We start from the raw sequence: 14,493 nt of genomic DNA, 5'->3' as shown, positions 1-14,493 counted from the left end.
AGTGTAGATTACTTGTATGGAATAATAATAGGGCGGGTCTTGGAATTTTGTATAAATTATGAATAATAAACCGTCACGTTTGACTGTACAGTTTATGTGTTGTATGATGTTAGTAATATAAACAAGGGGGGAAGATCGTTGGGAAGGTGTATCGAATCGGACAGTTGGCTCTCATGGCTCACGTGTCGAAACGAACGATTGATTATTATACGAATCTAGGTATCTTAAAAGCGGAGCGATCTCAATCTAATTATCGCTATTACGACGAAACAGCATTTGAAACATTACAATTTATTGAGAAGTGCAAAGAAATGCATATGCCGCTTTGTGAGATTAAAGAGAAAATCGAGGAGAAGAAGAAGCTGCTCGGTATCAATGAACACGTTTCGAAACAAGTGAATGAAGTGACAGACCATATTCATCGATTAGAAGCAGAGTTAACAGAGTTAAAGCCGCTTTTAGATGGATTGACTGATTCACAACGTGAAAAAATATCGAAATCTTTATCTGGTCAAACGACAGCTTTAATACAGACACTTGCTCTATTATTATAGAAAAAGTGAAATCCGACCTCTTTAATTTTTGTATCGGGCTATGTTTTCTAAGAAACAAATAAGAAAACATTATAGTATACAGGAGGTGGACACCTTAGTTTTTTAACTAAGGGGATTCATTGGAAATATTTAATTTAGTCATGGTTGCGATTTTAATCGCATTTACTGGATTTTTCGTAGCAGCTGAGTTTGCGATTGTAAAAGTACGTTCAAGTCGTATTGATCAGCTTGTTGCAGAAGGAAAACGCGGTGCTTTAGCAGCGAAAAAGGTAACAACAAATTTAGATGAATATTTATCTGCTTGTCAATTAGGTATTACAGTTACAGCTATGGGATTAGGTTGGTTAGGTGAACCGACAATTGAAAAGTTATTACACCCGTTATTTGAGAAATGGAACTTAAACCCTTCTATTTCATCAGTATTAACATTTGGTCTTGCTTTTATGATTATGACGTATTTACACGTTGTAGTAGGAGAATTAGCTCCGAAAACGATGGCAATTCAAAAGGCTGAAAGGGTAACGTTATTATTGGCAGGTCCATTAATGATGTTCTACAAAGTAATGTATCCATTTATTTGGGTATTGAACGGTTCAGCGCGTGTTGTAACTGGCTTATTCGGTTTAAAACCAGCTTCAGAACATGAAGTAGCTCATACAGAGGAAGAATTACGCCTTATCCTTTCAGATAGCTATGAAAGTGGCGAAATTAATCAGGCTGAATACAAGTATGTAAATAACATTTTTGAATTTGATAATCGTATTGCAAAAGAGATTATGGTACCGCGAACAGAAATCGTTGGTTTCTACCTGGAAGATTCAGTAGAAGAACACATGAAAGTAATCCAAAATGAGCGATACACACGTTATCCGATTTTTGGAGAAGATAAAGATGATATTATCGGTATGGTCAACGTAAAAGATTTCTTTATTCGATATATGACCGAGGATCAAAAAGATTTATCATCTATTCGCTCGTATATGCGTCCGATTATTGAAGTGATGGAAACGACTCCAATTCACGATTTATTACTTCAAATGCAGAAGAAGCGAATTCCGATGGCTGTTTTATATGATGAGTACGGAGGAACAGCTGGAATTGTAACGCTTGAGGACATCTTGGAGGAAATCGTCGGCGAAATTCGTGACGAATATGATGAAGATGAAGCACCACCAATTCAACATGTGAACGAGCAACATATCATTGTTGATGGAAAAGTGCTTATCTCAGAAGTGAAAGATTTATTTGGATTACACATTGAAGAAGATGATGTGGATACAATCGGTGGATGGATTATGATGCAAAATCATGAAATCGAAGAAGGACAACACGTTGAGGCAGAAGGTTATGAATTTAAAGTGTTAGAAAAAGACGCTTACCAAATTAAACGTGTTGAAATTCGTAAGATGGAACAAGAACAAGAAGAAGAGAAAGCAGCAACTGTGTAAGTTGCTGCTTTTCTTCTAAAGTACAAAAAATGAGAACTTAGGAGCGGATATTTTGATTCAAGAAGCCTTACGTGTATATCGATTACAATTGTATGTAATCTTTAGTGGTTTACTACTTATGTGGACGATTACTCCGTTTGGAAAACAAGTAACAGGGTTTGGTATCGGATTAGCTGTAAGTGCATATTGCCTTTGGTTATTAGCTCGCAGGGTGGAGAAACTTGGGAAAAGTATCGTAATGAAGGAAAGGGCTCCAGGATTAGGAGTTCTAAACCGATTTGCAGCTGCCATTTTAGGAGCTATCATCATGTATGAAATTGAGCATGAAATGGAAATGTGGGCATTTGGTACAGGCATTTTAGGTGGTCACTTTTTAATGATTGCGAATTTAGCTTATGCAAATATGCAGTTAGTGAAAGAAGAAGAGAAGAAAAGGGAACGTACTTCGAAAAACATAGAGCTATGATGAAAGGGACCTAATAGGGTTCCTTTTTATTTTAGTGATTTGATACAAGTAACCAAATTAACGACAAATATAATACGCTTCTTTTTTGCGTTTTTCAATAGTATGAAAAATAATAAAAAAATTTTTAAAAACCCATCGATTTCTAAAGGTTATGTATGTTATCATGACAAAAGACTTTTTGAAAGAGGTGGATACCAATGTTACAAGCGCTACTTATTTTTGTGCTTCAAATTATTTACGTTCCAATTTTAACAATTCGTACGATTTTGCTTGTAAAGAATCAAACAAGATCCGCTGCTGGCGTAGGATTGTTAGAAGGAGCTATTTACATTGTCAGTTTAGGTATTGTGTTTCAAGATTTATCAAATTGGATGAACATCGTTGCCTATGTCATTGGCTTTAGTGCAGGACTGTTATTAGGCGGTTATATAGAGAATAAATTAGCAATTGGTTATATTACGTATCAAGTTAGTTTACTAGACCGTTGTAATGAATTAGTAGATGAATTACGTCACTCTGGATTTGGCGTTACAGTATTTGAAGGCGAAGGTATTAATTCGATACGTTATCGCTTAGATATCGTTGCAAAGCGTTCTAGAGAAAAAGAACTGTTAGAAATTATTAATGAAATTGCACCGAAAGCGTTTATGTCTTCTTATGAAATCCGTTCATTTAAAGGTGGATATTTAACGAAGGCGATGAAGAAGAGAGCGTTAATGAAGAAGAAAGATGAACACGCATCGTAAAAAAGAGGAGTAGTGCTGCATGAAAAGCGCAGTATAAGTCCAAATGTAAAAGGGAGGAATCTATTTTGATGTAGATTCCTCTCTTTTTTATTGTTAATTGAAAAACTAAATCGTATAATTATTTTTTCTACTCATCCTCAAATTAATGATTAGCCATATAACTTGAAAAAATACCGGTATGATAAACGCGATTAATATAACGATAAGTGATATGGATTTAATTTCAGGTGTTTGAATAACACCAGCACCATCAACCTCTCGTAACCAAATAATAGCCGCCCATATTCCAAAAATGATAATCCAAAATAGGTTACCAATCCACCAAGAAATCCATCGTTTTTTCATGTTAGCACCCCTTACATGTATCTACTGTTAAAAGTATATTTTCGTTCGTTACATTTATAATGAAACAACTTTAAAATTAGTTTTTAACTGTATATCTAACTTGTTTGAAGGTTACTATTTCTCCATCATCATTATCATCTTTCGTTTGCAAAAGTTGAACTTTTGGTTTGTAGTCTGTCCGATGAGCGTGTTCGATATCTTTAATGTTAAGCTTGTAGGATTCACCATTTTTTAGCTTTTGCTCTAACACTTTTTTATTAGCGACATAAATAAAAGTTACTTTATTTTCATCAATACCTTCAGTCTTAATTTCTAATTCATTATCTTTTGTTGTAATCGTTGGTGTTAATAATGCCATACTGCCGTTTCCGGTTTCTAAAGAATTTTCTGCAATAGCTGAACATCCGGATAATATGATTCCGGTGAATAGAAGAACAATTAATTTCTTTTTCATAACATCCCCCCGATTCTATGTAATTTTTGATTTTGGCATTGTTAGACTGCTAGTGTGGAGCGTAAATGTTTAGCTAGTACTCTTTTGATTGTACCATAATATGTAAATCAGGGCAGGGTGTAAATCAAATTTAAGGGAGATTGAAAAGTTTACTTATTGTTGAGTATCAATATTTTTCTAGTAGGTATATATCTTCTTTAGAGCGCTCTTTTTTTATATTTAAAATATGAAGTGAAATAAAACCAATAAGTCCTATTCCCCCGAAAATAAGCCATGGTGTATACATTCCGTTTAATTTGGATTTAAACCATGTACCGGTATAATTACCGATGATAAAACCAAATGCGAGTGATAATTGATAAAATCCGAAGAAAGTAGCTGTATATGATTCATTACTGTAATTTGCAATAGCGATATCAGCGTTAGGTAATACGAGTGTTTCACCAATTGTAAAGAAAATTACACAAATAAATAGCCAATATGGGTGTTGAAATAAAGGGATGAGTAAAAAGGAAATACTCATTAATAAAATACCGTATTTAATAAATGAAAGCGTGTTGTATTTGTGAAAGAGTTTTCGAAATAACACCATAAATATGACGCCTGTTATTGCATTTATCGTAATGACTAATGTAGCAAGCTGATTGCTATTACTAATGTTTTTCATATGAAGTGGAAGTGCGACAGTAAGCTGAGTAAACATAATATAGAAGAAGATCATGATAAATGAAAACAGAAGGAAAGACTTGTTTTGTAAGATAGTCTGTATTCCTAATGCAATAGACGTACTTTCAGTAGTGACTTGGAAGTGGTTTTTAAGTAAGTAAAAGATTAAAGCAAATAACAGCATAAGAGATCCTGTTAGAGAGAAAGCATAGATTGGATCGAGTAAGAGTAAGAACCCTCCTGCAATTGGTCCGATTATTGCACCGCAATTAAAGCTAAGGTTTAAATATGTAAATAAATTTTTTCGCAAATGAGCTGGCTGTGAGCCAAATATAGCGCGCGCAGCAGGTTCGTAAAATGCAGTTCCGAAGCCAATAAGTGCAGAAGAAATAGAAACTGTATAGAAATCAGAGCATATTCCTAAAGCGATAAATCCGATTCCTCTTAAAAATAATCCGGCTATCATCATAATGATATAGCCTATTTTGTCAGCAATTAAACCTGAGAATAAAGGGATAACCCGTGATGTAATTATTATAACTGTCAACACTGTTCCGACTTGAAAAGTTGAAAAATGAAGAAAGCTTAATAGATAAATAGCTAAAAATGCGTATACTGCAAAATACCCAAAAGACATAAAAAATGAAGAAATAAGCATGAAACGTATCGGTATTGAGAAACTTTTCATAAAACCCCTCCTAATTATGTAACCAGTAAAATCATTTGATGGTTAACTATTTTATATTATAATTATACACAAAGTCAGAAAAAAGTAAATTTTAAGAAGAAGGTGAATGGAATTGAGCCAAAACGCACCAAACGAATTAGAGTATATTCGAGAATTTTTAAATACATGGAGAAGACCAAACGATACGAGAGAAGCAATTGATTTGCTGCAAACAGAAGAGGATATAAAGCTTTTTATGAAAGAATATTTTCATGAAGAGTTTACATTTCATACGATAGAGGAATTAAAAAGTTTTCGAGAAGATATTCGGGCGGCAATTGAAGGTGAAGGATCATTGCAAAAGTGGTTAGAGAAATATCCATTTCATGTACATGTAATGGAAGATATGAAAGGTATTACGTATGAACCAATACACGAAGAAACTGTATATACAAAAGTATTAAGCATTGTTTTAATAGCAGTTCAAGAAAATTTATGGGGGAGGTTAAAAGCATGTCCAGATTGCCGCTGGGTATTCTATGACAATTCACGAAATGGAAGTAAAAGATGGTGCGGTATGTACGCTGGAGAAGAAGGAGGGAGAGCGTGCGGTACGATTGCGAAAGTGAAAAATTATCGAGCGAAAAGAAAAGGAAGATCGGGTTATAATGTGTAATTTAAATTAGGGGAAGAAAATGGAATGGGGGAATGTAGAATATGAAGGGTACACAAATGTTAGCTTTAAATAAAAAGTGTTGGGATACAGTTGCACCTTATTTCTTTCAAGTAGATTGTTTGCCGAAATATGGTCCGTATACAGCGTCTGAAGATGAGATTCATTTGTTCGATTCAATTAAAGGTAAAAAGGTACTTGATATTGGATGTGGAAGTGGACATTCGTTGCAATATATGGCGGAACATGGCGCAGAAGAATTGTGGGGACTTGATCTTTCGAGCACACAAATCGAAACGGCACATAAAACATTACAGTCGTGGAATCCAAAGTTAATATGTGGAGCAATGGAAGAGGAAGTGGATATTCCGAAAGGGTATTTTGATATTGTATATTCCATTTATGCATTAGGTTGGACTTCAGATTTAAGAAAAACGTTGGAATTGATTTATTCGTATGTAAAGCCAGGAGGAAGCTTTGTTTTTAGCTGGGAGCATCCCGTATATTCAAACTTAATGTATGGAACAGAGGAGATTGCTTTCAGCTCGTCTTATCATGAAGAAACTCCTATTACGTTTGAAACATTTAAAGGGGAGGATGTACAAGCGACATTATATAAGAGAAAAATAAGTACATACATAAATGAGTTACATAGAGCCGGATTTACAATTGAGAGAATAGAAGAGCCTGAACCATCGAGCTCGTTTGATGAAGAACTAGCTGAGCCGTCTCCGAAATATTATTCTTTACATAAAGCTAGAATGGTGCCAACTACTTTTATTATTAAGGCGAGAAAGTAAAGTGTTTTATAAAAAGAAGCCTATTATTTCAAATGAATGAAATGATAGGCTTCTTTATTTTTTAAAAAATGAGGTCAGATGTGTACTTTTCTTATAAAAATGCATTTCATATAAAAGGTGTAATTATTTTGGGGAAGGGGGATTGTTGTGCGTCATCATAGAAAGTGCAAAAAATTTGGAGTGGCACTGCCTCTTCCGCTTATAGGAGCAACTGGCCCAACTGGTAATAGTGGCCCGATTGGTCCAACTGGAGGGCATGAAGGTCCTGTTGGTCCTACAGGGGTGACTGGCCCGACGGGAGCAACTGGGCCTCAAGGTCCTCAAGGTATCAGGGGAATACAAGGTCCCCGAGGGACAACAGGAGCACAAGGAATACAAGGAGCTATTGGTGATACAGGAGAGCAAGGTATAACTGGTCCAACTGGTCTCCAAGGTGCTCAAGGGTTAATCGGAAACCAAGGTCTAATTGGTGATATTGGAGTACAAGGACCAGAAGGAATACAAGGAATTACAGGCCCTACTGGTAGTCAAGGTATACAAGGTCCACAAGGAATACAAGGAGAGATAGGTGAGCGAGGACAAACGGGAGTACAAGGAATGCAAGGTGTGATAGGGGAAGCTGGTATTACAGGTGTAACAGGTCCCCAAGGTGCCCAAGGAGCGCAAGGAATACAAGGGGAGGACGGAACTACAGGTATACAAGGGGAAGAAGGTCCAAAAGGAATACAAGGAATTACTGGAGAGCAAGGACACCAAGGTGATCAAGGGATACAAGGTGTAGTAGGCCCAACCGGTTCTACTGGTCCACAAGGCCCTCAAGGTATAAGCGGAATAAAGGGAATAACAGGTGTAACAGGTCCACAAGGGCCACAAGGGATACAAGGGACACAAGGAGTAAGAGGTTCTACCGGTTTTCAAGGAGCAAAAGGAGTACGAGGGATAACAGGAGCAACCGGACCTACCGGTACACAAGGTGCAGAAGGTCCACCTGGAGGGCCAACAGGAGTTACCGGTCCAGTTGGTCCGTCAAGTGGAGTGACTGGTCCAGCTGGTCCACCCGGTCCACCTGGGGGGCCAACAGGTCCAACGGGAGCAACTGGTGCGCGGGGTGTAACAGGGGGAACTGGTGCGATAGGAGCACAAGGGTTACAAGGAATAACTGGTCCAACTGGTCCTCAAGGTGTAAGAGGAGCGCAAGGAGCTCGAGGTGTAGTTGGAGCGGTTGGATTTCAAGGAGCACAGGGGCCCCAAGGGTTACAAGGAATAACAGGAGCAACTGGTGTAGAAGGTCCACAAGGAATACAAGGTCCGCAGGGAGAAATCGGTCCAACGGGTGCAGAAGGTCCTAAAGGAGTGCAAGGTATACAAGGAGTAACAGGTCCAACAGGAGCACAAGGAATGCAAGGGTTACAAGGTATACAAGGTCCAACAGGAGTGGCAGGAGCTGCAGGAGCTCAAGGTGCACAAGGCATACAAGGCGCAACCGGGCCAGCTGGAGCACAAGGCATACAAGGTGCACAAGGAATCCGAGGAGAAACAGGGGCAGCTGGAGTACAAGGAATACAAGGAGTTCAAGGGATACAAGGGATAACGGGATTGACCGGTCCTCAAGGTGCACAAGGTCCTCAAGGAGTGCAAGGAATAATAGGGCCGACTGGAGCTATTGGTTTGCAAGGACCTCAAGGAATACAAGGTATAGTAGGCCCAACAGGAGCGCAAGGCTCTCAAGGAATGCAAGGCATACAAGGAATAACAGGTCCGACAGGTGCGCAAGGAATTAGAGGTTCCCAAGGGAATCTAGGAGAAAACGGGATAACTGGTTCTCAAGGAGTTCAAGGGGCACAAGGTAGTCAAGGACCCCAAGGCCTACAAGGAAATGTTGGAATTACTGGTGAAGCTGGTGAAACTGGAGCGATGGGAGCAACCGGAGCGACGGGATTACAAGGTATTCAAGGAGTGCAAGGAATTATAGGGCTACAAGGGATAACGGGACCGACAGGAAATACAGGAGCAACAGGTCCACAAGGCATACAAGGAATTCAAGGTATTCAAGGCTTGCAGGGTCAGGCTGGTGTAATAGGGATGACGGGAGTTAGCGGAAGTACAGGACCGGTTGGAGCGCAAGGTAGTCAGGGACCAAGTGGCGTGGTGGGACCGACAGGCGCAACTGGTAGTGCAGGTTCAATAGGCTTCTTGGGAATAGCGGGAGCGACTGGAGCGACTGGCTTACCTAGCGGGGGCGGTTATTTCTTTTCTACTTCAACGAGTACAATTGCAGCGAATGCATTCATACCAATTAATTCTGGATCTACAGTTTTTGGTTCTGGTGTAAGTTTAACAAATGCAACAACTGTAACGTTAAGTACGCCGGGAATATATTTAGTAAGCTATTATTTTCAAGGTGATCCAAATGGGGGGAATGAAACGATTTCCGTGAGGCTTACTTTAAATGGAACACAAGTCACAGGGAGTTTTATTTTTTATGTTACAGGAGGTACTTTTGTATTAGAACCAGCAGTTTCGAATACGATGGTCATTGAAGTTACTTCTCCAAATTCCACCTTGTCATTACAAAATGGTCCATTAGCTATTGGGCACGTAACGACATTATCTGGTGTGATAACAGCTAGTTTAAATATATTAAAAATAGTTTGATGCATTATAAACGGGGGGAGATGCTTGTGAAGGATCAAGATAAGTGTAGTAAGTTTCAAGCACCTATTCCTTTTCTGCCTTCAGGTATTACAGGTCCAACCGGTCCAACAGGTCCGACAGGTTCTTTAGGTGGGCCGACTGGACCGCAAGGAATACAAGGCGTGCAAGGTCCAATCGGTCCAATCGGTCCAACAGGAATTCAAGGAGCGCAAGGGGTGCAGGGAGAGATTGGCCCAACCGGTCCAACTGGTTTAACAGGACCACGGGGTGCTCAAGGGAGTCAAGGGCCGATAGGGGAACAAGGTCCACAAGGGATTCAAGGTGTTCAAGGTATTCAAGGCGAACGAGGTCCGACTGGCCCAACTGGAATTCAAGGGATACAAGGTATACCTGGGCCAATGGGAGAAACAGGTCTAACAGGAATACAAGGAATACAAGGTATACAAGGAGAAATTGGTCCAACCGGTCCAACAGGAATACAAGGTATACAAGGAGTACAAGGTGAAATAGGTCCGACTGGCCCAACAGGAAATACGGGTATACAAGGTGTTCAAGGGAATTTAGGGAATAGTGGTTTACAAGGGGTAACAGGTATACAAGGTATTCAGGGACCAATTGGCCCGACTGGTCCAACAGGATCTCAAGGAATTCAAGGAGAACAAGGACCAATGGGACCAACAGGGGCAACCGGCGTCCAAGGTTTACAAGGTCCACAAGGTGAGATGGGGCTAACCGGTCCAACAGGCTTTCAAGGAATACAAGGAGTGCAAGGTGTAATAGGACCAACCGGCCCAACAGGCTTGCAAGGGGATCCAGGTCCAACAGGATCGACTGGCCCAACCGGAGTAACTGGTGCAACGGGATCTGCAACAGGTCCAACCGGTCCAGCAGGATCACCAGGAGGTCCAACAGGTCCGACGGGAGCGACCGGAGCAACAGGAGCGACTGGAGCAACAGGGGCGACTGGAATTCAAGGAGTGCAAGGAGTACAGGGACCAACTGGAGCAACAGGTTTAACTGGGTTGCAAGGAGTGCAGGGACCAATGGGGGCAACTGGTCCAACGGGTGATCAAGGTATTCAAGGACCTCAAGGTGTAATGGGAGTAACAGGTCCAACCGGTTTACAAGGTTTACAAGGGATACAGGGACCGGTAGGAGCAACCGGTCCAACAGGCCCGCAAGGCGTGCAAGGGGCGCAGGGTCCAATCGGGCAGGCAGGCCCACAAGGAATTCAAGGCATACAAGGTGAGCAAGGTGTAAGAGGAGCAACGGGTCCAACAGGTTTACAGGGGCTACAAGGGATACAAGGAATACAGGGACCAACTGGGCCCCAAGGAATCCAAGGAGTACAAGGACCGAGCGGCATAACAGGCCCAACCGGTCCACAAGGAATTCAAGGAATACAGGGCCCTCAAGGAAATATCGGTCCAACCGGCCCACAAGGAATCCAAGGTGTGCAAGGACCACAAGGCCCGACCGGTCCGACTGGAGCAACAGGTCCTCAAGGTATACAGGGAATTCAAGGACCACAAGGAGTAACGGGTCCACAAGGCATACAAGGTATACAAGGAATTCAAGGTGTAATAGGCCCAACCGGCCCAACAGGACCGCAAGGAATTCAAGGGATAACCGGCTCGACGGGACCAACAGGAGCAACTGGAGCAACAGGTCCAACTGGAGTAACGGGTCCTCAAGGTCCTCAAGGTATTCAAGGACCCCAAGGCGTAACTGGGCAGGCGGGAGCAACCGGAGCGACAGGAGCAACGGGTCCACAAGGCGTGCAAGGAATCCAAGGTCCACAGGGGATAACGGGTCCGACGGGAGCAACCGGAGTTACTGGAATAACAGGCCCACAAGGAATCCAAGGAATCCAAGGTCCACAAGGTGTGACGGGAGCAACCGGAGCAACCGGAGCGACTGGAGCGACTGGTGCAACAGGCCCGACTGGAATCCAAGGCATACAAGGCATAACTGGAGCGACTGGTGCAACAGGAGTAACAGGCCCAACAGGAGCCACGGGTCCAACCGGCTTAACAGGAGCAACAGGATCATCTGCAATATCAACAGGTGGCGGCTATTTCTTTTCTACCTCAACAAGTGCAATTGCAGCCAATGCCAATATTCCAATCAATAGTGGATCTACAGTATATGGAACAGGTGTATCTTTAACTAGTGCCACAACGGTTACTGTATCTACGCCAGGAATATATTTGGTAAGTTATTATTTTCAAGGAGATGCAAGTGGTGGGAATGAGACAGTATCTGTCAGATTATTATTAAACGGAGCTCAACTAACAGGGAGTTTTATACAAAACGTAACGACGTCAACTGTAGTAATTGAACCAGCCATTTCAAATACGCTTCTTGTGAATGTAACGAGTGCCAATTCAACATTAATATTACAAAATGGTCCGTTAGGGGTAGGGCATGTAACGACCATAGCGGGTGCGATTACAGCAAGTTTAAATGTAGTGAGAATTTTATAAGAAAAATAAAAAACACAAGGGATGCTTTTTAGACACACCTTGTGTTTTTGATGTTAAATGAACCATTTCTTTATCTTTTCGGCTGAAAAATATGTTGAAAGAAGTATTTGTGATGTAAGTTATCTACAATTTTATTTGCTTGATATGTGCGATGTTGTTCGAGTCGAAGTCTTTGCTCCATCATTTTTATTGCGTGATCAGATAAACGTAACATAGTGCATTTCTCCTTTTCTATAAATATAGGTGACTATTTGGTATCGATCCCATATTTATTATTAAGGAGGTAAAATGTGTAACATAGGCAAAAAGCACCTTCCTCTCCCATTACGCTTACGAGGTTAGCTGTCGGACTCGGGAAGTGAGAGTTTCCCTACTTAAATAAGATTCGCCCCAAGTAGCAAAGCTACAAAAATGGTTCCCCCGCTCCAAATTTTGGACTCAGCAAAAGGTTTTATAAAGTAAAAGATAACATAAATAAATTAATTAGTCAAACTATTTGTTGTTTTCTGATTTTTTAAGTGAAGTTAAAACCACTCCATCGGGTAATATGATCTCCTTTACTGCAATAAAGCCATGTTTTTTATATAAAGACAGAGCAGGGGTATTTTCTTTTCCTGTTTGTACAATATATGTTTTGGAAGGGGAGAACATGTCAAATACATAAAGTAGTAGTTTTGTTGCAATCCCTTTATGAAAATGATCGGGGGATACTACTAAACGATGAATATCTACTTCCTCTTCATCCATTTTAAAAGAAATAAACACAGCAAGTGTATCTTCAAAAAAATAGCCGTAAAAAATTTCATCACAAGATTGAATATCGGCTACAGTATCATAAAGGCGAGGGATAGCTGTACTATTTATATATTTCGCCTCAATTTCATAAGCGGGTATTTGAATGCTTAAAATAGAAGTTGCAGTTTTGTGAGAAGTTGTTATTAATTTTTGAATCATAGAATAGAAACCTCCTTGTTGGCTGTATTTTCATAGATTTGACAAGATTTTTCTTTTTTGGATATAATAATTACATAGTTACACAATAAGTTAGTAGCTAAATTGAATTACACTATAATAGAAATGGAGGACTAAAGATGGGGTGGATTATCACATTAATAGTTGGTGCTATTATAGGTGCAATTGCAGGTTCTATTACAGGTAAAGACTTTCCTGCTGGCATGTTTGGAAATATAATTGCTGGTTTATTAGGAGCTTGGTTAGGCGGTAAATTATTTGGAGATTGGGGTCCATCACTAGGTGGTATTCATATTGTACCAGCTTTATTAGGATCAATTGTTCTCGTTCTTATTGTATCATTTGTAGTGAAAGCTGCAAGGAAATAAAGAGTTATATTATGATAAAAAGCCCTATATAAGGGCTTTTCATCATTCGAAGAGGTGGTTTTATTGGAGAAAGTAAGTTTAAGAAAACGAGATAAGTTGAAAAAATTTTTTAGAGAACACAATTATTTAGCAGTGTTACTTGGGTTTGCACTATTGTTCATTAATATTTTATTACTAACAAAAATATCATTTGTTTTTACACCGTTTATCGTCTTTTTAAAAACAATTTTCTTCCCGGTATTATTAGCGGGCGTGCTATTTTATATTTTGCATCCATTCGTTTCGCTTTTAGAAAAGAAAGGTGTTTCAAGAATCGTATCAATAGTCTCGATATACTTAATCGTAATTGGATTATTTGTGTTTTTAGTTTTAACGGTTATTCCAATTATTAAAGATCAAATTGACGCATTAATAGATAACTTACCGTATTTCGGTCATGAAATTGAACGAGCAGCACGTAGATTTGGGGAAAGTAATTTACTAGGAAAAATTCAGGAGAATTTAAATATTGATGTAGCGAGTATGGTAAAAGACTATACAGTTGATTTTACGAAATCTTTATCATCAGTAACAGGAAATGTAACTGGATTTTTAAGTACTATTACAGAGGTCGTTTTAACGTTTGTAATGGTTCCGTTTATATTGTTCTATCTTTTAAAAGATGGTGAGCAATTACCAAATCACTTTTTAAAGTTTATTTCAGAACAAAGACGACCAGCAGCGATGAGAATACTAGACGATATGCATTATGCGATTAGCTCGTATATTAGAGGACAAATTATCGTTAGCTTATTTATCGGTATTATGCTATTAATTGGTTACCTTATTATCGGTATTAAATATGCAGTACTACTCGCTATTTTAGCGATGATTGTAAATATCGTTCCGTACGTAGGACCAATTATCGCAATTACACCAGCGTTAATTATTGCGTTTATTGATTCGCCGGGGATGGTTTTAAAGGTAATTATTGTAATGATGGTTGTACAATTAGCAGAAGGTAAATTTATTTCTCCGCAAGTCATGGGGAAAAAGCTAGATATTCACCCGATTACTATCATTTTTATTATTTTAACTGCAGGAAATTTATTTGGAATTATGGGGATTATTTTAGCAATTCCAGGGTATGCGATATTAAAGGTGTTAGTAACGCATGGTTATCGATTTGTTAAGTTGAATACGTAGGAAAAAGA

At 39.6% G+C, this 14,493-nt stretch carries 15 protein-coding genes and 1 riboswitch; of the genes, 10 read left to right on the top strand and 5 right to left on the bottom strand.

The annotated features are described in order from the left end of the window. The first annotated feature begins 146 nt into the window (after positions 1–146). The 4 genes from ACTFRN_RS22780 to ACTFRN_RS22765 all read left to right on the top strand — a co-directional run bounded on the left by ACTFRN_RS22780 (position 147) and on the right by ACTFRN_RS22765 (position 3,214). Positions 147–554: a MerR family transcriptional regulator gene (locus ACTFRN_RS22780; protein ID WP_000285637.1), complete on the top strand. Its 408-nt coding sequence runs from the start codon at positions 147–149 to the stop codon at positions 552–554. A gap of 119 nt (positions 555–673) precedes the next feature. Beyond that, positions 674–2,002, top strand: a complete 1,329-nt coding sequence (locus tag ACTFRN_RS22775; RefSeq protein WP_000402271.1) for a hemolysin family protein — start codon at positions 674–676, stop codon at positions 2,000–2,002. A 52-nt stretch (positions 2,003–2,054) separates the two neighbouring features. Then, positions 2,055–2,468 carry an ATP synthase subunit I gene (locus tag ACTFRN_RS22770; RefSeq protein WP_000613881.1) on the top strand — a complete coding sequence of 138 codons (414 nt, stop codon included), beginning with the start codon at positions 2,055–2,057 and terminating at the stop codon, positions 2,466–2,468. Positions 2,469–2,665: 197 nt separating this feature from the next. Next, complete coding sequence (locus tag ACTFRN_RS22765) at positions 2,666–3,214, top strand: DUF2179 domain-containing protein (RefSeq protein WP_000938438.1); 549 nt, start codon at positions 2,666–2,668, stop codon at positions 3,212–3,214. 105 nt (positions 3,215–3,319) lie between these two features. Here ACTFRN_RS22765 and ACTFRN_RS22760 read toward each other — a convergent pair whose 3' ends face one another. The 3 genes from ACTFRN_RS22760 to ACTFRN_RS22750 form a co-directional block, all read right to left on the bottom strand. After that, positions 3,320–3,559 carry a DUF3923 family protein gene (locus ACTFRN_RS22760; RefSeq protein ID WP_000747688.1) on the bottom strand — a complete coding sequence of 80 codons (240 nt, stop codon included), beginning with the start codon at positions 3,557–3,559 and terminating at the stop codon, positions 3,320–3,322. A gap of 76 nt (positions 3,560–3,635) precedes the next feature. Beyond that, a complete protein-coding gene (locus ACTFRN_RS22755; protein ID WP_014893584.1) occupies positions 3,636–4,013 on the bottom strand; it encodes a hypothetical protein in 378 nt (125 codons plus the stop codon). 166 nt (positions 4,014–4,179) lie between these two features. Next, the gene (locus ACTFRN_RS22750; protein ID WP_000834832.1) at positions 4,180–5,367 is read right to left on the bottom strand and encodes an MDR family MFS transporter; all 1,188 of its coding nucleotides are present in this window, start codon (positions 5,365–5,367) and stop codon (positions 4,180–4,182) included. Between the two features lie 112 nt (positions 5,368–5,479). On the opposite strand from ACTFRN_RS22750, the gene ACTFRN_RS22745 reads away from it, so the two are divergent. From ACTFRN_RS22745 to ACTFRN_RS22730, 4 genes are all read left to right on the top strand, one after another. Continuing rightward, positions 5,480–6,022, top strand: a complete 543-nt coding sequence (locus tag ACTFRN_RS22745; protein WP_139302962.1) for a CGNR zinc finger domain-containing protein — start codon at positions 5,480–5,482, stop codon at positions 6,020–6,022. A gap of 41 nt (positions 6,023–6,063) precedes the next feature. Further along, on the top strand, positions 6,064–6,819 hold the full coding sequence (locus ACTFRN_RS22740; protein WP_000679189.1) for a class I SAM-dependent methyltransferase: 756 nt from the start codon (positions 6,064–6,066) through the stop codon (positions 6,817–6,819). 147 nt (positions 6,820–6,966) lie between these two features. Then, positions 6,967–9,474: a collagen-like protein gene (locus tag ACTFRN_RS22735; protein ID WP_001215801.1), complete on the top strand. Its 2,508-nt coding sequence runs from the start codon at positions 6,967–6,969 to the stop codon at positions 9,472–9,474. Between the two features lie 20 nt (positions 9,475–9,494). Further along, positions 9,495–11,960: a BC_3345 family exosporium-associated protein gene (locus ACTFRN_RS22730; protein ID WP_088106631.1), complete on the top strand. Its 2,466-nt coding sequence runs from the start codon at positions 9,495–9,497 to the stop codon at positions 11,958–11,960. A gap of 70 nt (positions 11,961–12,030) precedes the next feature. Here the strand turns inward: ACTFRN_RS22730 and ACTFRN_RS22725 are convergent, their stop codons facing one another. Beyond that, positions 12,031–12,174, bottom strand: a complete 144-nt coding sequence (locus ACTFRN_RS22725) for a hypothetical protein (protein ID WP_000945244.1) — start codon at positions 12,172–12,174, stop codon at positions 12,031–12,033. 97 nt (positions 12,175–12,271) lie between these two features. Next, positions 12,272–12,414: riboswitch (cyclic di-AMP (ydaO/yuaA leader) on the bottom strand. A gap of 38 nt (positions 12,415–12,452) precedes the next feature. Beyond that, entirely contained in the window at positions 12,453–12,914 is a 462-nt protein-coding gene (locus ACTFRN_RS22720) for a GNAT family N-acetyltransferase (RefSeq protein ID WP_088106630.1), read from the bottom strand. A gap of 137 nt (positions 12,915–13,051) precedes the next feature. Between ACTFRN_RS22720 and ACTFRN_RS22715 the strand changes: the two genes are divergently transcribed. Continuing rightward, positions 13,052–13,300 carry a GlsB/YeaQ/YmgE family stress response membrane protein gene (locus ACTFRN_RS22715; protein WP_000539717.1) on the top strand — a complete coding sequence of 83 codons (249 nt, stop codon included), beginning with the start codon at positions 13,052–13,054 and terminating at the stop codon, positions 13,298–13,300. Between the two features lie 63 nt (positions 13,301–13,363). Further along, a complete protein-coding gene (locus ACTFRN_RS22710) occupies positions 13,364–14,485 on the top strand; it encodes an AI-2E family transporter (RefSeq protein WP_140383361.1) in 1,122 nt (373 codons plus the stop codon). The last annotated feature ends 8 nt before the right edge of the window (positions 14,486–14,493 follow it).

It is taken from the genome of Bacillus cereus group sp. MYBK245-2, assembly GCF_051916145.1.
GTDB lineage: Bacteria > Bacillota > Bacilli > Bacillales > Bacillaceae_G > Bacillus_A > Bacillus_A pacificus.
Note: the sequence above shows the minus strand (reverse complement) of the source record. Positions and strands in the feature narration are given on the sequence as shown.

What these genes read in the sequence shown, in the direction of transcription:
- ACTFRN_RS22750 (WP_000834832.1), bottom strand. Translation starts at nt 5,367, where the DNA reads ATGAAAAGTTTCTCAATACCGATACGTTTCATGCTTATTTCTTCATTT.
- ACTFRN_RS22720 (WP_088106630.1), bottom strand. Translation starts at nt 12,914, where the DNA reads ATGATTCAAAAATTAATAACAACTTCTCACAAAACTGCAACTTCTATT.
- ACTFRN_RS22765 (WP_000938438.1), top strand. Translation starts at nt 2,666, where the DNA reads ATGTTACAAGCGCTACTTATTTTTGTGCTTCAAATTATTTACGTTCCA.
- ACTFRN_RS22730 (WP_088106631.1), top strand. Translation starts at nt 9,495, where the DNA reads ATGCTTGTGAAGGATCAAGATAAGTGTAGTAAGTTTCAAGCACCTATT.
- ACTFRN_RS22755 (WP_014893584.1), bottom strand. Translation starts at nt 4,013, where the DNA reads ATGAAAAAGAAATTAATTGTTCTTCTATTCACCGGAATCATATTATCC.
- ACTFRN_RS22715 (WP_000539717.1), top strand. Translation starts at nt 13,052, where the DNA reads ATGGGGTGGATTATCACATTAATAGTTGGTGCTATTATAGGTGCAATT.
- ACTFRN_RS22725 (WP_000945244.1), bottom strand. Translation starts at nt 12,174, where the DNA reads ATGTTACGTTTATCTGATCACGCAATAAAAATGATGGAGCAAAGACTT.
- ACTFRN_RS22740 (WP_000679189.1), top strand. Translation starts at nt 6,064, where the DNA reads ATGAAGGGTACACAAATGTTAGCTTTAAATAAAAAGTGTTGGGATACA.
- ACTFRN_RS22760 (WP_000747688.1), bottom strand. Translation starts at nt 3,559, where the DNA reads ATGAAAAAACGATGGATTTCTTGGTGGATTGGTAACCTATTTTGGATT.